Source organism: Halomonas sp. (genome assembly GCF_029263665.1).
Taxonomy (GTDB): Bacteria; Pseudomonadota; Gammaproteobacteria; order Pseudomonadales; family Halomonadaceae; genus Halomonas.
The window spans coordinates 187,012-209,040 of record NZ_JAJUFQ010000004.1; the positions used below are offsets into that span (position 1 = coordinate 187,012).

General features: G+C 58.2%; 20 protein-coding genes. 15 read left to right on the forward strand and 5 right to left on the reverse strand.

The window, feature by feature from the left end; translation table 11 throughout:
• Positions 1-169 precede the first annotated feature (169 nt).
• From nhaC to Q1K07_RS05715, 10 genes are all read left to right on the forward strand, one after another.
• On the forward strand, positions 170-1,639 hold the full coding sequence (gene nhaC / locus Q1K07_RS05670) for a Na+/H+ antiporter NhaC (RefSeq protein WP_300309133.1): 1,470 nt from the start codon (positions 170-172) through the stop codon (positions 1,637-1,639).
• A gap of 47 nt (positions 1,640-1,686) precedes the next feature.
• Positions 1,687-3,333, forward strand: coding sequence for a gamma-glutamyltransferase family protein (locus Q1K07_RS05675; RefSeq protein ID WP_300309135.1), 1,647 nt, complete (start codon positions 1,687-1,689; stop codon positions 3,331-3,333).
• Positions 3,334-3,347: 14 nt separating this feature from the next.
• On the forward strand, positions 3,348-3,965 hold the full coding sequence (locus Q1K07_RS05680) for a chromate transporter (protein ID WP_300309136.1): 618 nt from the start codon (positions 3,348-3,350) through the stop codon (positions 3,963-3,965).
• Positions 3,962-4,492, forward strand: a complete 531-nt coding sequence (locus Q1K07_RS05685; protein WP_300309137.1) for a chromate transporter — start codon at positions 3,962-3,964, stop codon at positions 4,490-4,492. Before Q1K07_RS05680 ends, Q1K07_RS05685 begins: the two co-directional genes overlap by 4 nt.
• 144 nt (positions 4,493-4,636) lie before the next feature.
• Positions 4,637-5,602, forward strand: a complete 966-nt coding sequence (locus Q1K07_RS05690) for a tripartite tricarboxylate transporter substrate binding protein (protein ID WP_300309138.1) — start codon at positions 4,637-4,639, stop codon at positions 5,600-5,602.
• Complete coding sequence (locus Q1K07_RS05695; protein WP_300309139.1) at positions 5,599-6,180, forward strand: tripartite tricarboxylate transporter TctB family protein; 582 nt, start codon at positions 5,599-5,601, stop codon at positions 6,178-6,180. Before Q1K07_RS05690 ends, Q1K07_RS05695 begins: the two co-directional genes overlap by 4 nt.
• A 29-nt stretch (positions 6,181-6,209) precedes the next feature.
• Complete coding sequence (locus tag Q1K07_RS05700; RefSeq protein WP_300309140.1) at positions 6,210-7,715, forward strand: tripartite tricarboxylate transporter permease; 1,506 nt, start codon at positions 6,210-6,212, stop codon at positions 7,713-7,715.
• Between the two features lie 293 nt (positions 7,716-8,008).
• Positions 8,009-8,980 (forward strand): cysteine synthase A, encoded by a 972-nt coding sequence (gene cysK, locus Q1K07_RS05705; protein ID WP_300309141.1) that lies wholly within the window; start codon positions 8,009-8,011, stop codon positions 8,978-8,980.
• Positions 8,981-9,187: 207 nt separating this feature from the next.
• Positions 9,188-10,018, forward strand: coding sequence for an AraC family transcriptional regulator (locus Q1K07_RS05710; RefSeq protein WP_300309142.1), 831 nt, complete (start codon positions 9,188-9,190; stop codon positions 10,016-10,018).
• Between the two features lie 88 nt (positions 10,019-10,106).
• The gene (locus tag Q1K07_RS05715; RefSeq protein WP_300309143.1) at positions 10,107-10,703 is read left to right on the forward strand and encodes a LysE family translocator; all 597 of its coding nucleotides are present in this window, start codon (positions 10,107-10,109) and stop codon (positions 10,701-10,703) included.
• A 51-nt stretch (positions 10,704-10,754) separates the two neighbouring features.
• On the opposite strand, the gene Q1K07_RS05720 is transcribed toward Q1K07_RS05715, so the two are convergent.
• From Q1K07_RS05720 to Q1K07_RS05730, 3 genes are all read right to left on the reverse strand, one after another.
• The gene (locus Q1K07_RS05720) at positions 10,755-11,132 is read right to left on the reverse strand and encodes a VOC family protein (RefSeq protein ID WP_300309144.1); all 378 of its coding nucleotides are present in this window, start codon (positions 11,130-11,132) and stop codon (positions 10,755-10,757) included.
• Positions 11,133-11,285: 153 nt separating this feature from the next.
• On the reverse strand, positions 11,286-12,242 hold the full coding sequence (locus tag Q1K07_RS05725; protein ID WP_300309145.1) for a hydroxymethylglutaryl-CoA lyase: 957 nt from the start codon (positions 12,240-12,242) through the stop codon (positions 11,286-11,288).
• A 39-nt stretch (positions 12,243-12,281) separates the two neighbouring features.
• On the reverse strand, positions 12,282-13,475 hold the full coding sequence (locus tag Q1K07_RS05730) for a CaiB/BaiF CoA-transferase family protein (RefSeq protein ID WP_300309146.1): 1,194 nt from the start codon (positions 13,473-13,475) through the stop codon (positions 12,282-12,284).
• A 153-nt stretch (positions 13,476-13,628) separates the two neighbouring features.
• Here Q1K07_RS05730 and Q1K07_RS05735 point away from each other — a divergent pair, with 153 nt between their 5' ends.
• From Q1K07_RS05735 to Q1K07_RS05745, 3 genes are all read left to right on the forward strand, one after another.
• Positions 13,629-14,537 (forward strand): LysR family transcriptional regulator, encoded by a 909-nt coding sequence (locus Q1K07_RS05735; RefSeq protein ID WP_300309147.1) that lies wholly within the window; start codon positions 13,629-13,631, stop codon positions 14,535-14,537.
• Positions 14,538-14,763: 226 nt separating this feature from the next.
• The gene (locus Q1K07_RS05740; protein ID WP_300309148.1) at positions 14,764-15,768 is read left to right on the forward strand and encodes a tripartite tricarboxylate transporter substrate-binding protein; all 1,005 of its coding nucleotides are present in this window, start codon (positions 14,764-14,766) and stop codon (positions 15,766-15,768) included.
• 170 nt (positions 15,769-15,938) lie between these two features.
• Entirely contained in the window at positions 15,939-16,961 is a 1,023-nt protein-coding gene (locus Q1K07_RS05745) for a beta-propeller fold lactonase family protein (protein ID WP_300309149.1), read from the forward strand.
• Positions 16,962-16,996: 35 nt separating this feature from the next.
• On the opposite strand, the gene Q1K07_RS05750 is transcribed toward Q1K07_RS05745, so the two are convergent.
• Entirely contained in the window at positions 16,997-18,112 is a 1,116-nt protein-coding gene (locus Q1K07_RS05750; protein WP_300309150.1) for a putative sulfate exporter family transporter, read from the reverse strand.
• A 39-nt stretch (positions 18,113-18,151) separates the two neighbouring features.
• Positions 18,152-19,939, reverse strand: coding sequence for a choline dehydrogenase (locus Q1K07_RS05755; RefSeq protein WP_300309151.1), 1,788 nt, complete (start codon positions 19,937-19,939; stop codon positions 18,152-18,154).
• 202 nt (positions 19,940-20,141) lie between these two features.
• Between Q1K07_RS05755 and Q1K07_RS05760 the strand changes: the two genes are divergently transcribed.
• Positions 20,142-21,371: a TRAP transporter substrate-binding protein gene (locus tag Q1K07_RS05760; RefSeq protein WP_300309152.1), complete on the forward strand. Its 1,230-nt coding sequence runs from the start codon at positions 20,142-20,144 to the stop codon at positions 21,369-21,371.
• Positions 21,371-22,024: a TRAP transporter small permease gene (locus Q1K07_RS05765; protein ID WP_300309153.1), complete on the forward strand. Its 654-nt coding sequence runs from the start codon at positions 21,371-21,373 to the stop codon at positions 22,022-22,024. Before Q1K07_RS05760 ends, Q1K07_RS05765 begins: the two co-directional genes overlap by 1 nt.
• The last annotated feature ends 5 nt before the right edge of the window (positions 22,025-22,029 follow it).

Genomic DNA, 22,029 nt, shown 5'->3' on the forward strand with positions numbered 1-22,029 from the left:
TAGTTCATATTGAAGCCCATAAAATCGATTTTAATAATAACTAACGATTTTACACGTCAGAACGATCGTTGCTATCCAGCAATAGCAGCTACCTGGCAATCGCTACGATCCAACGACAGTTACTACCTAACGACAGTTACTACCCAACAATAATGAGACGAGGGTGTTCATGAACAAGGACAGTGATGTGTCCTCATCCAGGTCCGCACCGGGATTTTCCAACCTGCAGCATTTCACGCTGCTCACCGTCACGGTTGGCAGCCTGCTGCTGCTGATTCTCCTGTTTGGCATTCCCACCGCGATCGCTCTGATACTCTCGGGCTGCATGGCCATGGCCTTGAGTCTGCTCTGGGGCATTCCCTGGTCGCGCCTGGAAAAGGACCTGCTCAGCGGCATCCAGGCCATGCTGATCCCCATCCTGATTCTGATGTGCGTGGGCATGATGGTTGGCGTATGGATCCTGTCAGGCACCATCCCCGCCATGGTCACATTAGGCCTGGAATCCCTCTCCCCGGCATGGTTCCTGGTCGCCGCTTGCCTGTCCTGCTCACTGATGTCGGTCATGGCGGGTACCTCCTGGGGAACGTTGAGCACCATCGGCATCGCCCTGATGGGCGTCGCTCAGGGAATCGGCATTCCCCCCGCCTATGCAGCGGGTGCCATCATCACCGGGACCTTCTTCGGCGACAAGCTTTCGCCGCTGTCCGATACCACGGTGATGGCCTCCGCCGTATGCGGCGTCAACATCGCATCGCACATCCGCCACATGCTGTATTCCACCCTGCCGGCCTACTTGATCGCCCTTGCGGTATACGCCTGGCTAGGTCAAGGCGTTTCGGCCTCAAGCGCCGATACCCCGGAGCAGACCCGGATCATCATTGCGACCCTGGGTGAACACTTCAGCGCCAACCCGCTGACATTCCTGCCTCCATTGGTGGTATTCGGCTGCATTCTGCTGAAGAAGCCGGTACTGCCAGCCTTCGTCATCGGTATTCTCAGTGCCGCCGTTATCGCTGTCGTGCTGCAAGGCGCCACATTGGCCAATATCGGCCAGGCCATGGACAGTGGCTATAGCGCCGCGACAGGTGTCGCCATGGTGGATGACATGCTCTCGCGGGGCGGTCTGCAGGCCATGATGTCTACGGTTGCCGTGCTGATTGCCGCCGCATTGCTGGGAGCTCCCTTCAAGAGTGCTGGCACGCTGGATGCCGCGATCGCCATGCTCGACCGCAAGCACGCGAGTCGACGCCAGGTTCTGGGTAGCGCCATGGGCCTGCACAGCCTGGCGTTCCTGTTGACCGGCAGCTACTACGTGACCTTTTCACTGCTCGGGCCTCTGCTGCGTCCCTTGGTGGAAAACACCGGCACGCCTGCCAAGAACCTGTCACGCATTCTGGAAGATACCGGTACCACCCTTTCTCCCCTGGTGCCTTGGGGGGTCACCGGCGCCTTCACCGCAGCCACTCTGGGCGTGGCCACTTCCGAGTTTCTGCCGTATGCCATTCTCTGTTATGGCGCGATCATCTTTTCCCTGTTGTTTGTCGTCACTGGCCTGGGCCTCGGCCATGAACGTAACCCAACGCATCCAGAACGAACTCTGGAGCGAACTCTGGAAAAACGGCCCGATCCCGGCAGATAAAATCGATATTTTCAGATTCAACCGGTTCCCTCATGACAGGAGTCATCATGACCTCACCCTCTCGACATCCCTATCCTGATGCCACGCCCTACCCCTCCCGGCGCAGCCCGACCTATTCCCGACATGGCATGGTAGCGGCTTCCCAGCCGCAGGCCGCCCAGATCGGACGGGATATTCTGGCCCAGGGCGGTAATGCCGTGGATGCCGCCATCGCCACGGCGGCAGCACTTACCGTCGTCGAGCCAACGGGCTGTGGCATTGGCGGCGATGCTTTCGCCCTGGTGTGGATCGCTTCCGACAATCAGGGCAATGGAGAATTGCATGGGCTCAATGCCAGTGGCGTTGCTCCTCAGGCATTGACCCGGGATGCCGTACACGCAGCCGGCCATGAGCAGATGCCGCTGCATGGCTGGACACCGGTTACGGTACCTGGAACGCCATCCGCCTGGGCGGAGCTTTCACGCCGCTTCGGCAAGCTCGATTTTGCCAGCCTGCTCAAGCCTGCCATTCGTCTCGCTCGGGAGGGATTCCCCGTCTCGCCCGTCATTGCCAGCCTGTGGCAGCGAGATACCGAAACCTTCAAACGCCAACTGGAACAGGGCCCAGCGACAGCGCCGTGGTTCGATACCTTCACCATCGAAGGCATAGCGCCCCAGGCAGGAGAATGGTTCCGTTGCGAAGATCAGGCCAAGACGCTGGAAGCGATCGCCGCTACCCAGGCAGAAAGCTTCTATCGTGGTGAGCTGGCCGAGAAAATCGATACCTTCTCACGCCAGACCGGAGGCTACCTGCGCAAGGAAGACCTGGCCGCCTATCGTCCTGAATGGGTAACCCCGATCAGCGCTCGTTATCGCGATGTCGATGTGTGGGAAATTCCCCCCAATGGCCAGGGGCTGGTAGCACTGATGGCCCTGCGCCTGCTGGATGGCTTCGCTCCGTCCCATCGTGATGATCCTGAGTTGCTGCATCATCAGCTCGAAGCCATGAAGCTGGCCTATACGGATGGCAAGGCCCATATCACTCAAGCGGATCACATGACGTATTCCGTCGAGCAGCTGCTCTCTGACCGTTACACGGAGGAGCGGCGTGCGCTGATCGGTGACATCGCCATCACGCCCGAACCCGGCAAGCCCGCGGCGGGAGGTACCGTCTATCTGGCCACTGCCGACGGTGATGGCAACATGGTGTCCTTCATCCAGAGCAACTACCACGGCTTCGGCTCCGGCATCGTGGTCCCCGGTACCGGCATTGCACTGCAGAACCGCGGCCATGACTTCAGCCTCGACGAAGCCCACGACAACGTACTGCAGCCGGGCAAGAAAACCTTCCACACCATCATTCCCGGTTTCCTCACGCGTGGCGGCAAGGCACTGGGTCCTTTCGGCGTGATGGGTGGCTTCATGCAACCCCAGGGTCATGTCCAGGTCGTCATGAACCTGATCGACTTCGGCCTCAATCCCCAGGCGGCCCTGGATGCTCCCCGCTGGCAATGGATGGGCGACAGGACCATCGGCATTGAACACGGCTATTCACCAGCGCTGGTACGCGCCATGTCGGCTCGTGGGCACGACATGCAGGTGGCGCACGACAGCCGCAGCTATGGGCGAGGTCAGGTCATTCTGCGAGATCCTGAAACCGGTATCTATTGCGGCGGAACAGAGCCTCGCACCGATGCCGCCATTGCTGTTCTCTAGCCCCGGGTCTGAGCATGAGCGTACAAATCCCGTTGTTCCTGGCCTTCTTCCGCATCGGTCTCTTTGGCTTTGGCGGTGGCCCCTCAATGATTCCTCTCGTACATCAAGAGGCAGTGAAGCGTTACCAATGGATGGATGACGGCGAATTTGCCGATACCCTGGCCATCGGCAATACCCTGCCCGGCCCCATTGCCACCAAGATGGCCGGCTATATCGGTTATCGTGTCGGCGGCACATTGGGAGCCATCAATGCCGTTGTGGCTGTCACGGTACCCTTGGCCCTGACCATGATCGCTTTGCTCGGGCTGTATCGACTCTATGGCGATCAATCCTGGGTCCGAGGCATGGGCCAAGGGGTGATCCCGGTGGTGATGGTGATGATGGTCCAGCTCACTCTGGACTTCTTCAACAAGTCCCGGATCAGTCTTGGCTGGATGATGACACTCATCATCGGGCTGGTAGCCGGAGGCCTGATCTATGGTCTGGGCCTGCATCCAGGACTGATCATCGGCGCCCTGCTCATCGCTGCGTTGTTGAGACCAGAAAAGTGGCGGCCAGAAAAGCTGCCATGGAAAAGCAAGATGGCATCAGAGAGCGAGAGTGAAGCGAAAGCCAAGGAGCATGCGCAATGATCTACTGGCAGCTATTTCTGGCTTTCTTCATCCCCAATATCATCGGTTATGGTGGCGGTCCCGCCATCATCCCGTTGATCGAGAACGAAGTCGTTGCCACCTACGGCTGGATGACGCATCCGCAGTTCGCGGAGACCCTCGCGCTAGGCAATGCATTGCCTAGTCCCATCGCCACCAAGATCGCCGGTTATGTCGGCTATGACGTTGCCGGCATCGGCGGTGCTGCCGTTGCCATATTCGCGACAGTGGCACCATCGCTGATTCTCATGATCGCCGCCCTCGGCGTTCTCTATCGCTATCGCGACTCGGTGAAGGTCAAGTCCATGAGCCAATGGGTACGGCCGGTCGTCATGATTCTGATGGCTTACCTGACCTGGAACTTCCTGGAGGAAAGCCTGACCACATCGGGATTCATCCACACCATGATCATCGCCGCCGTGGCCGCCCTGCTGTTGATGAAAACCAGGGTACATCCTGCCCTGGTCGTTGGCTTCGGTCTCACCTATGGCGCATTGCTGCTGGGCTGATGCAATGCCTGATGATCGAAGATCTGAGCAAGCCGCCAGCCGTACCGATCCGGTTGTCACGACACAAACAACACAAACAGCACGACTGATGACCGGATCACGGTGAAACTCCGTCAAAACCTTCCCTGAACAAGGATAATCAAGATGAAGCGTCACTATAGAACGCCCCTGGCAATGTTCCTCACCGGCCTGTGTCTGGGTGCCTCTTCGGTAGCCATGGCTGCCGAAGAGGTCTATCCCGATAACCCCGTGGAATTCATCGTTCCCTGGTCTCCGGGAGGCGGCAGCGATACCTTGATGCGCCTGGTGGCCAACTACGCTGAAACTTACCTCGGCCAACCGATGCCCGTCATCAACATGCCCGGCGTCAGCGGTACCACTGGCTTGAAGGAACTCACCAAACGCGAGGCCGATGGCTACACCGTCGGCCAAGTTCACGAAGGGCTCATGGTGGCTCACCATACCGGACTGACATCCAACAACTGGGATGACTTCACCCCGATTGCTGCGGTCACCCAGTCACCTCAATACCTGACCGTCAAGGGCGATGCCCCCTACACCACCTATCAGGAATTCGTCGACTATGCCAAGGAACACCCCGGAGAGGTTCGCTTTGGCGTCACTCTCGGCGGCGTCCCGCATGTACACGCCGCGATGATGGAGGATGCCGAGGGGCTTCAGTTCCGTTATGTCGGCTTCGAAGGCACTGGCGATCGCATTCGTGCTCTGGTGGGCGGACACATCGATGCTGCCATCGGGGACATTTCCTCCAGTGGGGAATTCGTCAAGAACGGCGATCTGCGCTTTCTTGCCGTCGGTAGTGAGGAGCGCCAGGAGGAAATGCCTGACGTCCCTACCTTTGCGGAACTGGGACATCCCGAACTCAAGCTGAACATCATTCGTGGCATCGTCGGCCCCAAAGGGATGGCTGAGGATCGTGTCACTGTCCTGGCCGATGCCTTCAAGGCCATGAGCGAAGATGAGGATTTCACCAAAGGTGTGAACAGTGCCGGCGCCAGCGTCGTGTACCAGGGACCCGAGGAGTTTTCGGACTATCTGCAACAGACTGACGCCACCTTCGAACGTCTGGCAGGGAAGCTGGCACGATGAAAACGCAACCCACACATTCCTTCGATACAACACATTCCCTCGATACAGGTTCCCCCGAGGGGGAACCGTTGGTTCCTGCGGGGAGGGCCAATCCTCTGGCCCATATCATGTTGAACGGTATTCTCGTGGTGCTGTTCGGCTATTTTTTCCTGCAGGCGAGAGACCTGCCCTCCTCCATGTGGGAACCCCTGGGCTCCGGGAGTTTCCCGCGTCTGGTGCTTGGCCTGCTGATGCTGATCAATCTCGCCATCATCGCCAAGGAACTGCGCAACCTGAAAGGACGCTCGCCCGGTGCCAAAGGCCAGGCAGCGGCCTGGATATGGCGTCACCGGCTCGCCTTCGCAGTCCTGGGACTACTGGCGGGTTTTATTCTGGCACTGCCCTGGCTTGGATTCGCCGTGGCGTCCTTTCTGTTCATCATGCTCGGCCAATGGATGCTCGGCGCCATATCCTTGAAGCAGCCATGTATCAAAAAACTATGTATCGCCGTGGTCATTGCTGTGGTCTTTTCCTTCGGGGCTGACGCTCTGTTCCGCGATGTCTTCGTGATCAGCCTGCCACGCGGCCTGCTGGGCTGAACGATCATGACTCCACGAGGAATCTGGATATGATGACTGCACTATTGGACGGCATGGCACAGCTGTTCACTCTCATGACCATGATCACCATGCTGCTTGGTGTCATTGCGGGTGTCATTGCGTCGGCCATACCTGGCTTCACCATTACCATGGCCATTGTCCTGACCCTGCCGCTGACGTTCTCCATGCCGCCCTTGCAAGGTGTCGCGACCATGCTGGCGGTCTATGTCGGTGGCTATTCCGGGGGGCTTATTTCTGCGGCGCTGCTCGGTATTCCGGGCACACCGTCATCCGTGGCCACCACCTTCGATGCCTTCCCCATGTCACGCAATGGCGAACCCGGCAGAGCCTTGGCCCTGGGGATCTGGGCCTCCTTCTTCGGCGCCTTGATCAGCGCCGTTGTATTGATCATCGCCGCTCCGCCGCTGGCCCTGATCGCTGTCAAGCTGGGGGCCTGGGAGTACTTTTCGCTGATCATCTTCGCCATGACCGTCGTCGCCAGCCTGGTCGGCAAGTCCATGCTCAAGGGGCTGATGACGGGATTGCTCGGGCTGCTCATTGCCACGGTGGGGTCGGATCCGCTGATGGGCGTCCCGCGCTTTACCTTCGATTCCGAGCTTCTGGCCAATGGCCTGCCATTCCTGGTGGTCCTGATCGGCATGTTCGCGGTCAGCCAACTGTTGTCCGAGGTGGAAAGCACTTCAGAGGGTACCAGGGACAACCAGGCCTGCATGCCTGGTCGAGTGACATTTCACCCCATGGCTGCCTTGCGCGAAACCCTGTCCTACCCGGTCAACCTGATCCGCTCTTCCATGGTCGGCGTGTTCATTGGAGCCGTTCCCGGTGCCGGAGGCAGCATTGCCAATCTGCTGGCCTACGATCAGGCCAAGCGGGCCTCCAAGCATCCTGAAGCCTTCGGCACCGGCACACCGGAAGGTGTCATTGCATCGGAATCCGGCAACTCGGCCACATCCGGCGGCGGCCTGATCCCCATGATTGCCCTGGGCATCCCCGGCAGCGCCGTCGATGCCGTCTTGATGGCATCGCTGATGGTCCATGGCATCGGTGTCGGGCCACGCCTGATCCTCGATCATGGCGACCTGGTCTATGGCATGTTCATGGCCATGTTGCTGGCTGCCGGCATGGTCCTGCTGGTATGCATGTGCAGCATGCGCCTGTTCCTGCGCGTAACGGAGATTCCAAAGTCCGTGATTGTTCCTGTCGTGCTGGTGTGCTGCGTCATCGGTGCCTTCGCCCTCAATAACCGCGTCACGGATGTCTATCTGCTGCTGGGTGTCGGCGTACTGGGGTATATCCTGAGCAAGCTGGACTACCCTCTGGCACCTTTGGTCCTCGGGGTGATTCTCGGTCCGATCGCAGAGACCAATCTACGCCGGGCCTTGATGACCGATGACAACTGGATGCTGTTCCTCACCCGCCCCATTTCCCTGGCGCTGCTGGTGCTGGCGGCCATTTCCATTCTGCTGGCCATTCGCCACCATCATCGCCAAAGGCGGATTGCTCAGGCGGCCTGAGTCCACCATGACCTGCCTGCATGGGCAGGTCATGTCGTCTCTGCCAAGGATCGACCGGTGCCAGGCTTGGCCAATGTCTGGTTTCGTCGCCTAAACTGGGCATAGTGACAATATATGTTCTGGGCTGGGTGTGTTCTCGATTGAGCCTTCACTCGACCGGCATGGTCTTCAGCATTTTTCTTATATACATAGCACCCGATATTCATAGAACTCTATATGCTTAGTCCGCAGTATTCATGGTGCTGGAGAGACATAAGCTCCCGATATTCATTCGCTGACAACGGACAGGACAAATGGCACGCATCTACGATGATAACTCCCGTTCCATCGGCCACACTCCCCTGGTGAAACTCAACCGGGTCAACGAGGGTGCCACCATCTGGGCCAAGATCGAGGGACGCAATCCGTCCTATTCCGTCAAATGCCGAATTGGTGCCGCAATGATCTGGGATGCCGAGGAAAAAGGCGCCCTCAAGCCTGGCATGACCATCATCGAGCCCACCAGCGGCAACACCGGCATCGCTCTCGCCTACGTGGCTGCCGCCCGTGGCTACCCGCTGGTTCTGACCATGCCTGCTTCAATGAGTCTTGAACGACGCAAGGTGCTCAAGGCGCTGGGTGCAGAGCTTATTCTCACCGAACCCGCCAAGGGCATGCCTGGTGCCATTGCAGCCGCCGAAGAAATGGCCACATCCGAGCCGGACAAGTACTTCATGCCGCAGCAGTTCGACAACCCGGCCAACCCGCGCATTCATGAAAACACCACGGGCCCCGAAATCTGGGACGATACCGATGGAGAGGTCGACGTGTTCGTCTCTGGTATCGGAACCGGAGGCACCCTGACCGGTGTGGCGCGCCATATCAAGCAGAGCCGCGGCAAGAACATCACCACTGTGGCGGTGGAACCTTCAGCGTCACCCATCCTGACGCAGACCCGAGCAGGGGAAACACCGACCCCCGCGCCGCACAAGATTCAAGGCATCGGCGCTGGCTTCGTCCCCGGCAACCTCGATATGTCCCTGGTCGATCGTATTGAACAGGTCAGCAATGAAGATGCCATCGACATGGCCCATCGCTTGATGCTGGAGGAAGGCATTCTGTGCGGCATTTCCTCTGGTGCCGCTGTCGTTGCCGCTGTGCGGGTCAGCCAGGAGCCAGAGTTCCAGGGCAAGAACATCGTGGTCGTGCTGCCGGATAGTGCAGAGCGCTACCTGTCTTCCGCCCTGTTCGAAGGTCGCTTCGGCGAACAGGAAATGCAGCAGTAACCATCCCTTCGCGCAGTGCTGTAGAAAGCTTTACGGCACTGCGCTCACATTGCGCTATTCGCCTCACACCTTCCCTCTGCCGTTCATCACAAATGTTCTAGTTTGTCGCTCGCTCGTCATGCCATGCTACCCAGATGAGCCACCCATGCCCCGTTCACCGTGACGGCATTGGTTTTCCCCGGGCCAGACAAGGAGCGCCTCATTACCATGGCCGCGTCCGATTGGGTCGATCTGCAGCAAGACAGTGATACGGGTATCGAAACCATCCGCGCGCACTTCGACGGTCACGCCTACGACCCGCATTGGCACGACACTTATCTGGTAGGTGTCACTGAACAGGGCGTGCAACAATTCCACTGCCGCAAGTCTCGCCACGACAGCACTCCCGGACGTCTGGTTCTGGTCGAGCCGGGTGAAGTCCACGATGGGCAGGCAGCCACTGATGCCGGTTTTACCTATTCCATGCTCTACCTGTCTGCCTCCTGGCTGGATAACGAGTTGCGTCAACAAAGCCATGATGGTTCCAGCACACTGTACCCTGGATTCAACAGCACCCTGGCCGACGATCCGAAATTGGTAAAAAGCATCTATCAGGCTTTCGAAGCACTGCGCCGCCAGCCATGGCGTATCATGCGTGACACAGCCCTTGATGCCCTGGTTCAGGACATGCTGCCTCATATCGGTTGGAAAGCCCGCCAGATCCTGCAGCCCCATCACCCTAATGTTGCGATGCGTGCACGTGACTACCTGCATGCCCATATCGAGCAGGACATCAGCCTTCACGACCTTGCCAGCGCCTGCGATGTCGACCGCTTTCGACTGACACGAGCCTTCAAGGCCGAATACGGCATTGCGCCTCACGCTTATCTCGTGCAACTGCGCCTCAATCAGGCACGTAGAAAGCTGGCTTCAGGCCAGCACCCCATCGATATTGCTCACCAATTAGGCTTTGCCGATCAGAGCCATCTGGGACGCTGGTTCCGCCGCGCCTATGGAGTAACACCGGCACAATACCGGCGTCTCTGTCTCTCCCATTAGCCTCTTCTGCCAAGACTTGCTCAAACCTTCCAGACTTGCAGGCGACTCCCAGAGACACTCGTCATATCAACACGACGAGGTTTATGTCATGCAACAATGGATTCCCTATACGCTGTTCACGCTCGCCATTACCTTCAGCCCTGGCCCCATCAACCTGCTGGTCATGGCCATGGCCGGACAGGCAGGCTGGCGCGCCACCCTGCCCGCCGTCTTCGCTGCCTGCATCACCGCAGCTCTCACCATCGTGCTGGCAGGAATCGGTGCCGCCAGTCTGTTGGTCAAGGCCCCTTTGGTACCCACGGTGCTGTCCTGGATCGGTGTCATCTGGTTGACCTACATGGCCTGGGGTCTGGCCACCTCGGATCCGACGATATCGGCTTCTGGCACTGGACAGGCGGTCACCCTGAATGGCCCCAAGGCTGCCGGCCTGCAGCTGATCAACCCCAAGGGCTGGATGATGGCCCTGACCGCAGTGACCGTTTTCGCAGGATCCGATGCCACCCCGGCCACCATTGTCAGCATGGCACTGGTATTCCTGGCATTCGCCCTGCTGGGAACATCCGCCTGGGCACTGATGGGCACCGGCAGCCGCAAGTGGCTGACGACGCCACGCCGAATGAAACTGTTCAACCTGTCCATGGCGATTGCCCTGGTAGGTATGGCCTGGTGGAGTGTGTTGAGTTGAGTATATGGACACCCAATTCTGATTCAGGTTGTTACTGCTTGCTCATCAGGTTTAAGCACGCTCTGAAATCTCGACCAGATTGAGATCAGGGTCACGTAGATAAATCGAACGAATGGGTCCGGTGGCCCCCGTGCGCATGACCGGGCCCTCGACAATCTCCGCTCCTTTTTCATGCAGAGACTGGATGACCTCATCCAGCGGACATCGGGCGATGAAGCACAAGTCCAAGGCTCCCGGAACAGGCGTATGCGCTTTGGGTTCGAACTCCATGCCCTTGAGATGCAGGTTGATCTTCTGGTGACCGAAGCGGAAGGCCTTGCGCCCTTCGCCGAAGGTTTCCAGGCTCATTCCCAGCATCTCTACGTAAAAACGAATGCAGGCTTCCTCGTTCGAAGTCGTCAATACCAAGTGATCCAGGTGATCGATCATGGTGGCTTTTTCCTTGTCGAAAACGACTGTTGTCGTAGATAACGTTGGTCGATGACTGAGATTCGTAGATGACCTATTACAGCCTAAACCACATGTCTCTCCCACTTGGCTGTAGTTTCGCTATTTCAGGGGCGCTATCTCAGGGGCGTTATCTCAGGCGAGACTTGATGCCAGACGCTCGCGCACAAACTCCGGTACCGGGTGCAGGTCGAGCCGTTTACCGGCCTTGAGCACCTGGCTGGGGACTTCACGCAACACCAGGCCCGGCAACAGCGATGAAGCCGACAATGCTCTATCGAGATCGACGCCTGTGTGGTACCCCATCAACTCCAGCATGTGGACCAGATCCTCCGTGCATACATTGCCTGAGGCGCCCGGTGCGTAGGGACATCCCCCCAGCCCCCCTAACGCGCCATCGAAGCGGTCTGCTCCGCCATCAATAGCCGCCAAGGCATTGCTCAGTGCCATGCCGCGGGTGTTGTGCAGATGGACCGTCAGTTGCAGGTCACTGAAGCGCTGCTTGAAGGCGTGGACGACATCTCCCACCTGGGTGGGATAGGCCATCCCGGTGGTATCGCACAGCGTGATTCCCCTTACCCCCAGCTCAGCAAAACGCTCAGCCCAGGACATCACTGTATCGAGTTCAACGTCACCTTCCATGGGACAGCCAAATACCGTGGACAGCGAGACATTGATCGCAATATCCGTCGGTGCCAGTTCCTCGATCACTTGCTTGAGACCACTGAACGACTGCTCCCGAGTCATGCGCAGGTTCGAAAGGTTGTGGCTCTCGCTGGTCGACATCACCAGATTGGCTTCATCCACGGCACAGGCCAGTGCCCGTTCAGCACCACGGACATTGGGCACCAGGGCGGTATATTCCACGCCCGGATTGCGCTTGATGCCCTGCATGACCTCTTCGGCATCGCGCAGCGCAGGAATCGCCTTGGGCGAGGTGAAGGAGCTCACCTCGATCTTGGCAAAACCGCAGTCGCTGAGTTGATCGACCAAACGGATCTTCTTGGCCGTATCCACGAATTCGCACTCATTCTGGAAGCCGTCACGGGTGACCACTTCCTGGATATATATCTGCTGACCATTGCCTTTCATGATGCTGTTTTCCTCTACCTGTACCTGGTACTGATCCGACTAGATGACGCCTTTCTCTTTCATCTTCCTCTGCGTCTCGGCATCGATGCCCAGTTCATCGAGTATCTGGCGAGTATGTTCACCGAGTGCCGGGCCTCCACCATCAATTCGCCCTGGCGTACGGCTCAGTTTCGGCATGACACCGGGCACCTTGAGCGAGTCACCGCCGGGCAGTTGAATCTGCTGCAACATGTCACGGCTGGCGAAATGTGGGTCCTTGACGATATCCGCGGCGGTATAGGGATAGCCCGCCGGTACATTGGCGGCATCGAGAGACTGGATGATGAAGTCGCGGGAATGTCGTTGAGTCCACTCGGTGATGGCGCCATCGATCAGGTCAACATGCTGGACACGACCATCGTTGTGGGCCAGGCGGGGATCAGCGGCCAGGTCGGGGCGACCGATGGTCTCCATCAGACGCTTGAAGATGCTATCACCATTGCCGGCGATGATGACGTAAGAGCCATCTTCACAAGGATAGGCATCCGAGGGCGCAATACCGGGCAGGGCACTACCGCTCGGCTCACGAATGTGACCATCGGCGTCGTACTCGGGAATCAGGCTTTCCATCATTGAGAACACCGCCTCGTAAAGCGCAATGTCGATGTACTGCCCTTGCCCGCTGCGCTGCCTTTCATGCAGTGCCAGAAGCGTACCGATCACCGCGTAAAGCGCAGAAAGCGAGTCACCGATGCTGATACCCACTCGCACCGAGGGCTGATCGGGGAAACCACACAGATAGCGTAACCCGCCCATGGCTTCGCCAATGACCCCGAAACCTGGCTTGTCGCGATATGGGCCTGTCTGGCCGTAACCCGATACTCGCACCATGATCAGCCTGGGATTGATCTCCGATAAGGCTTCCCAGCCCAACCCCCACTTTTCCAGAGTGCCCGGGCGGAAATTCTCGACCACCACATCAGCATCCTGCACCAGCCGACGCACCACTTCCTGGCCCTCGGCCGACTGCAGATCAAGTTCCAGTGAGCGCTTGTTCCTGGCCTGCACATGCCACCAGAGAGAAGTACCATCCTTTAGCTTTCGCCATTTCCGAAGGGGATCTCCCTTGCCGACCGGTTCGACCTTGATCACGTCAGCCCCGAACTCACCCAGCAGCTTGGTGGCGAAAGGACCCGCAATAAGCTGGCCAAGTTCAAGGACTTTAAGGCCTTGCAGAACTTGTGTATTTTCCACTGTTATTCCACCTCTCCCGTCATTCATGCTGAAAGTGTGTGATTGACACGACCTTGGCACAATCAGGCATTGGTCAAGGCGGCCTTCACCTGTTGCGAAGGCTAGGGTTGGTACGCAGAGTATCTACTTGCCTTGGCTTCAGGAGATGTCCTCATGATGCGCTTCGACTTCATCACTTTACGGCTGTTCATCGCCATTGCCGATGAACGTAGCCTGACAGCAGCAGCCAACCGCGAGAACATGGCATTGGCCGCAGTGAGCAAGCGCATCAGCGATCTGGAAAGCATGGTGGGTACTCCCCTGCTCTACCGCCGACCACGAGGGGTCGAACTCACCCCTGCGGGGCATGCCATGCTGCATCACGCGCGCAATGTGTTCGATCAATTACAGCGCCTGAGTGCAGACCTCAGCGAATACAGCGAAGGGGTCAGAGGACATGTACGCCTGCATGCCAATACCTCAGCTGTCATTCAGTTTCTTCCTGATGATCTGGCACAGTTCTCTGCCGAGTACCCTGGCATCAAGATTGATCTCGAAGAAAAGTTGAGTACAGAAGTCATCAGTGCAGTGAAGGACAATCTTACCGACATCGGCATCTTCTCCCGCCATATTCCCTCCGATGGTCTGCAAACTTTCTCTTACCGTACCGATCAACTGGTACTGGTCACTCCCCAGGACCACCCTCTCGCCGGGAACGAGGCCATTTTTCTGGCCGCCGCCACAGACTATGACTTCATTGGCCTGGAACAGGGTTCATCGTTGCACCAGTTGGTCAGCAGCCAGGCCAGGCAACAGCAAAAGAGCCTGCATACACGCATTCAGGTAAGAAGTTTCGAAGGCATTCTGCACATGATCGACAGAGGCATGGGCATTGGCGTGCTTCCGGAGAAGTCCGTGCGCAGTCATTTGGCCAGCCTGAACATCTGCACCGTGCCGTTGAAGGATGACTGGGCCCACCGGGAGCTGGTGGTGGGAATAAAGGATGTGGATACCTTGTCGTCCATCAGCAAGCACATGTTTCTGCATCTGACCAAGACGACGTCAAGTAACCCATTGACTTAACATTAAAAACCCTTCGTCTTCGTTCGTCACGAAAGCTTGCTTTGTGATTTAGTGATGTTCTTTCCTTGGTTGGCCTCCTATGGTCGAGATGCCTTCTCTTGAAGGCCACTCCTCCATAGCAGTGACACACCTATCCATGACACAAACCGTCGTGACGCACAGAGCCATAACACAAGCAGCCATCACTCAATAACAAGACCAACGCCACGCTAGCGAGAGAAATATCATGACAACCTTGACGAAACCTGCCCGCACGGCAGCATTTGCCTGCACACTTCTTTCCTCTTTCCTTCTTGCTCCCTCTGCCTGGAGCTTTGAGCCGTCCGGCAAGGTCGATTGTATTGCCCCTTCAAACCCTGGTGGCGGCTGGGATTTCACCTGCCGCTCCGTCGGCCGAACCCTTCAAGACCTGGATCTCGTTCCCGCCAGCGTGCAAACCATCAACATGGCCGGGGCGACTGGAGGCGTTGCCTTTGGTCATGTCGTCAGCAAACGCAGCGACGACGCTCAGTTACTGGTTGCGGCTTCCACCACCACTGCCGCCGGGTTGGCCCAAGGGCTGTTTCCAGGCATGTCGGCGGACATGGTGGACTGGGTAAGTGCTTTGGGTGCCGACTATGGCATCATCGCCGTGGGCGCTTCCTCGCCCTATCAGAATCTCGATGAATTGCTGGATGCACTGAGAGAAGCGCCGAATTCGGTCACCTTTTCCGGTGGTGATTCGAAAGGTAGTTGGGATCACCTCAAATTGCTGATGGTGGCCCAGAAGGCCGGTGTCCCAGAACTACGCAGCATCAAATACCTGCCCTACGATGGTGGTGGCGAAGCCCTGACTCAGGTAGTCGGCGGTCATGTCGATGGTTTTACCGGCGACATCAGTGAAGCCCGCGGCTTCATCAAGTCCGGTGACTTGCGGGTACTCGCCGTGCTGTCGGAAGAGCGCCTGCCTTTGGATGAGTACTCCGATATTCCGACCGCCAGAGAGCAAGGCATCGATGTCGTCGGGGCCAACTGGCGCGGCTTCTACATCCCATCGGAGATTTCGGATGATGCCAAGGCCTATTGGGCGGATGCCTTGAATACGGTCTACGACAGCGATGAGTGGAAACAGGTCATGCTCGATAACGGTCTGATGCCCTTCCATCTGTCGGGTGAAGCATTCAGCAAGTTCGTGGCGGATCAAGTGGCCTCCATCGACCAGATCTCTGCTGACGTTGGTATCGCACGATAACCCAGCACAAGCGCATCTTTTCAGCTTCACAGGATCACCCTGGCCCTTATGTATGGCAGGGTGATCCTGCCATCACATAGGCCATGATCGTGAATCGTTGCCTTGGAATGCCATATAAATAATAGTATGTATTATCAACTATACTCGAACCGCTAAAGCAGGAGACCAGCATGAGCCAGCAGCAGGCATCGCATGATCCGGTGACGTTCTATGTTGGCTGTGGAGCAGCCAGCGATATCTGCCTGGTGGTCTACGACCCCGATACTCAGACACTGACATTACGCCAGCGCACTCATCTAGCGGACGTGACCAAGGCGGGTGGCAGTCTTCCGCTCTGCATCAGTGCTGACCAGCACTACCTGTATGCAGCATCGCGGGGGGCGCCTCTGCTGGCGGCACGCTATGCGATTGACGCGACCACCCGGGAATTGGCTTTCATGGACAGTCGACCGCTATCCGCCAGCATGGCGTATATCGCCCTCAGCGCAACGGGTGACTATCTCTTCGGCGCCTCCTACGGCGAACACCTGATCGCGGCGGACAGTCTTCCGTCGGCCGGTACCGCCTCCTACTCCTCTTTCCAGTTCGCTACCCAGCCCCACGCCCATGCGGTGATGCATGACACCCACGGTAGACACGTCATGGCCACCAGCCTGGGAGGCGACCTGCTCTACTGCCTGAATTTCGATCCGGTGCACGGCTTCCAGAGCGTCGACCACTATCGTTTTCCGGATGGCACAGGGCCACGCCATATCGTCTTCAACGCGGAAGGCAACAGAATGTATGTGCTGGGCGAACTGGATGGTTCGATTACCCTGCTCGACTATGACAGCGCTTCTGCACGGATGGCCTTCCGACAGAAGGTCCTGATCAGCAAGGGGGAGCACGAAAACTACTGGGCAGCCGAACTCAAGCTGAGTACCGACGGCAGGTTCCTCTACGCCTCGGAACGCAATAGTTCGCTGCTGACCTCATTCAGCGTCGAAGAGGAACACGGCGAGTTGGCCTACCACGATGAATGCGCGACAGAAACCCAGCCCCGCGGCTTCGATCTCTCTCCTTGTGGCCACTATCTTCTGGCCGCCGGGCAGGCATCAAACCATGTCACGCTATACCAGGTGAATACTGGCCGACTTGAGTCGCTCGCCCGCCTTGAACTTGGCGGCAGCCCCGACTGGGTCGAGGCCATATAAAGGACTCATCAGCACAAGACCTGTCGGTACCAAAACTACCAGTCAGCCACTCCGGTATAGAGACACACAAGCACAACAGCCAGCAGGAACAATGTCTCGGCCAGCATCAGGATGACAGGCTTCCAGCCCACCACGGCAAGCTTCTGGAACGATGTCTTGATCCCCAGGGCCGCAATGGCAGTCACCAGGCACCAGCGCGACAGGTCGGTCATGCCATCGACCATGACCTGGGGAATCACCCCGAGGCTGTTGATCAGCACCAGCACCACGAAGGCCATCAGGAACAGCGGGAACATGGGCACCTTGCCGCGCCCTTCGCTGTTCTCTTGACGGTTCTCGTCACTAACCCGCGCCCGACGGAACAGCAGCATGAACACCATCACTGCCGGTACCAGCATGGCCACTCTCAGCAGTTTGACAAAGGTGGACACATCGCCGGTCTGGTCCGAGATGATATACCCCGCCCCAACCACCTGTGCCACATCATGAATGGTGCCGCCGAGGAAGATACCGGCATCGACATGAGACAGCTCCAACGCCCCGACCAGCAAGGGATACAGCACCATGGCAGCCGTGGACAGCGTCGTGACGCCGACAACAGTGAGAATGGTGTTGCGCTCGCTATGTTCATCACGCGGCATGGCCGCAGACAAGGCCAGAGCAGCCGAAGCGCCACAGATGGCGACAGCGCCACCGGTCAACAGCCCCAGGTCACGCGAAAGCCCCATGAGTCGAGCCAGCACTGCGCCCGCCGCTATCGTCAGCATGACGCCCGCCACCACGGTCACCACTGGCCCGATACCCAACTGCGCCACCTGCTCCAGGGTAATTCGTACACCCAGTAACGCCACACCGATACGCAGAATGGTGCGTGCGGCAAACTCGACCCCGGCAAGACATGGGCCTTGTTCCGTAAGAAAGTGCAGTGTCATGCCGAACAACAACGCATACAACAGCGTTGGACCACCGTAGTGATCGGCAATGAAGGTCGTGGCCAGGGCGATGGTGATACAGATCATCACCCCGGGAAGCTTCTGGCGCAGCGGGTCCAGGCGGCGCTGCCAGGCGGAACTCGGCGCATTGGTGGCAGTCGACGTCGGGGAATGTGGCATGGCGGCATCCTCGGACAGAAACGAAGTGACACCGATCATGGTGGAGCTCGATCCTGCACGTTAGGACCAGAACCAGGTTCATGATCGGGCCAGGCAGTCCTGCTTGATCATGTCGGCCGCTTTTTCGGCAATCATGATGGTCGGCGCATTGGTGTTGCCGGACACGATCACCGGCATGATCGAGGCATCCACTACCCGCAATCCTTCAAGCCCACGAACCCGCAGCCGCTCGTCGACCACGGCCATGCCATCCTGTCCCATCTTGCAGGTACCGGCGGGGTGATAGATCGTCTGGCTATACTGGCGGGCAGCGTCCAGCAATTGCTCATCACTCTGGTAGCCAGCACCTGGAACGTATTCTTCGCTGATCACCTCGGCCAATGGCGCCTGCATGGCTATGCGTCGTGCCACCCTGATGGCATCAACGACCACACGCTGGTCTTCTGCGGTACTCAAGTAGCGTGGCTGAATCGACGGATAGACCGAAGCATCAGCACTGGTGATACGTATCGAGCCACGGCTGGTGGGACGCAACTGGCATACCGAAGAAGTGAAGGCGGAAAACGGATGCACGCCTTCGGCAGGCTTGTCGGCAGACAGCGGCTGCATGTGGAACTGGATATCCGGCCGCGACAGCCCTTCCCTTGAATGGGTGAACACGCACACCTGACTGGCCGCCAGCGTCAGCGGGCCGGTGCGGGAAAGCAGGTATTGTGCACCGACCGCCAGACGCCTCAGGGGGTGGCGCACTTCATCGTTCAGCGTTCGACAGCGAGTCTTGAACACCAGACGAACCTGCAGATGATCCTGAAGATTCTCCCCGACGCCGGGCAAGGCATGGCGGCAAGTCACGCCGACACTGTTCAGATGCTGCGGGTCACCAATACCCGAGCATTGCAGAATCTGCGGTGAACCAATCGCCCCGCTGGACAGCAGCACCTCACGCTGCGCCTGTACTCGCCGTCGGGCGCCATCCACCACGAACTCCACGCCCGCGATTCGCTTGCTGGCTGAGCAGGATGAGACATCCCCCGTGCCCTTCACCTCGCTGGTTCCTTCGTTTGAGCACCGTTCATCGCCAAACAGATCATCGGCAAACAGCAACTTCTGACAGTGGGCACGCTTGATCAATGTCAGGTTGGGGCGCGACATCGCCGGGCGCAGAAATGCCTTGGCAGTGGAACAACGAAAACCTTTGTAGGATGTCTGCTGGAAGTACCCTACGCCTTCCTGGCTAGCGCCATTCACATCCGGGTTTTCCGGAATACCTGCGGCCTTGGCCGCCATAATGAAGCGCTCGGCAATCTCTCTTCGCAAGCGCAGGTCAGAGACTTTCAGCGGCCCATCGATCCCATGAAACTCATCTGCGCCGCGCTCCTGGCATTCCGATTTCTTGAAATACGACAGTACCGAGGCGTAGTCCCAACCGTGGTTGCCTGCCGCAGCCCAGTCATCGTAGTCCTGGCGCTGGCCGCGAATGTACAACAATCCATTCAGCGAACTTGAGCCGCCCAGTACCTTGCCTCTTGGCCATTGCAGGCGCCGCCCGTTGATACCGTCGTCCGGGTCGGTCAGATAGCACCAGTCAGTAGCCGGGTTATGCATGGTCTTGAAATACCCGACCGGCACATGAATCCAGGGGTTCCAGTCAGAGCCTCCCGCTTCCAGCAACAGCACCGAAACCTGTGGATCCTCGCTGAGCCGATTGGCCAGTACACAGCCAGCCGAGCCGGCCCCGATGATCACGTAGTCAAAGCGCTCCAGCGTTCCGCCCACGTCTTGAGAGTTCTCCATATGACGAGGGTTTTCCATGTGTCCAGCCCCGTCCTCGTGTCGATCGAAGGTCACGCGTTGCGATGATGTCATGGCACACAACCATTTTAGCGATACATATTGTTCCAAATAATATGAGCACAAAGATATAAAACATCAATATTGAGACAAATATTCTCATTTTTCTTGATGAATGAAAAATCGGCTTCTATGTTGAAGATGGAAAAGCGGTCCCTCCGAGATCCGGCAGCACTCGCTGACTGAGATCACAACGACAACATCCGAGAGGCGCACCATGTCTTCACGCCAGCACTCGGCGCTATCGCGTCGCGATTTCCTCGATATATCCAGCCGATTCGGCCTCACTTCCACCCTCTTGGCCGTCACGGGGCTTGGTGCAGGCCTTAGTGCATCCAGCCTGGCCCGGGCAGCCGAGAAAGAGCAGCAGCGTCGCTACCAGACCGAGCCCAAGTTCCAGCTCCGCTTCGGTGCTTCAGGCTTCAATGAGCGCAATCTGCAGATACAGAAATCGGGTCAGCTGTTCTTTGCCCGCGACCTGGAAGAGCGCACCAACGGAGCCATCCGGGTGGAGTTCATGGGCAGCAATGAGGTGTGTAATCAGCTCGACTGCGTCAGCAAGACACAACAGGGGATCGTCGATATCTTCTCGGCTTCGACGCAGAACTCCGCAGGTGGCGCGCCTTACCTCAACGTCCTGGACTTCGCCTACCTGTTCCCCACCGTGGCCTCGATGTTCCACTTCTTCTACGACCCACGCAGCGAGAAGCTGCTGCGCGAGCCCTTGCGCCAGCGCCATCAATTGCAGTTCCTGTTCACTCACTGTGACTTGCGCGGCTTGATGATGGGCCTGAAGTGGAAGGACAGACCTCTGGTCACCAGTCTGGACGACCTGCAAGGCACCAAGAACCGAGTCACCGGCACCCAGTTGGGTCGCATCGCCATGGAACAGCTCGGCCTGAACCCGGTACCCGTGGCCTGGGAAGAGACCCTCGATGGACTGCGCCAAGGCTTGCTGGATGGTGCCGAGACATGGATGAGCGCCGTCGCCTATGCCGGCATGGCCCCCGTCATCTCCCAAGCCGTCGACCTGCGCTTCTTTGCTGGTACAGAGCACACTGCCATGAGCCTGCCCAAGTTCGATAGCCTCGGCTCCGAACTTCAGGACCAGGTCATGGAATCCGCCTATACCGCGCAAATCTACACCCAGGGCATGAATGAAGGCGGGCGCTTCGAAATCGTGGGCGCTACCGAGCACCCCGCCGCCGGCACCGTATTTGCCACGAACAATGTCCGCGTCGCGCCGCTGTCGGATGAAGTCCGGGCCGAAGCCGAACAGCGCTGTGCACCAAAGTTCAACCCGGAGCCCTGGGAACAGTGGCGAGAGCGTCTCAACAGCTGGGCTGGAGACATTGATGTCTATGAAGAAATCTATGCCCTGGCCAGAGAGGTTCCCAAGGACCTGGCAGCCGTCAATGTGGCGCCGAAACGCTGGTGGAGGGCCTGATGCACTCATTTCCTTCCAGCCCCCCGTCCACTAGCCACGCTTCCAGCAGCTACCATCATGCAAGCCAGAACCAGAGCAGACCCATGGGCAGCGATGAAACATCCCAGAGCATTCCCGGATCAGCCGCATCACGCTGGCTGATACCGCTCAGATGGCTTGATGCCAATCTGGAAAAGTGCGTCATCCTGGTGGCATATAGCGGTATGGCTGGCATCATCTTTGTCGAGGTCATCCGGCGCTTCGTTTTCAGCCAGCAGGCCTCATGGAGCACCAGCATCCCGATCCTGCTGTTCCTGTGGTTGACCTGGTTCGGCGCTTCCCTGAACGTCAAGCAGCGCAGCCACCTGTCGCTCAACGAAATACGCATGCGCCTACCCTATACCGGGCAGTTCCTGTGCCAATTGCTGGATGCAGTGCTGTGGGTCGGCTTCGGCGCCATGGTCATTCACTTCACCCTCGATCAGGTCGCGCTGGCACGCATGAACTTTGCCATTGTTCCCGGTACCGACAACGTCATGCAGTGGTGGTTCTACCTCGCCACACCATTGGCCTGGATACTGATCCTCATCCGGGTCATGCAGAACCTGATCATCGACATTCGTCGCTACCGGCGTCGAGAACCCTTCAATCTGCAACCTTCGATCATGGATTAGGAGGC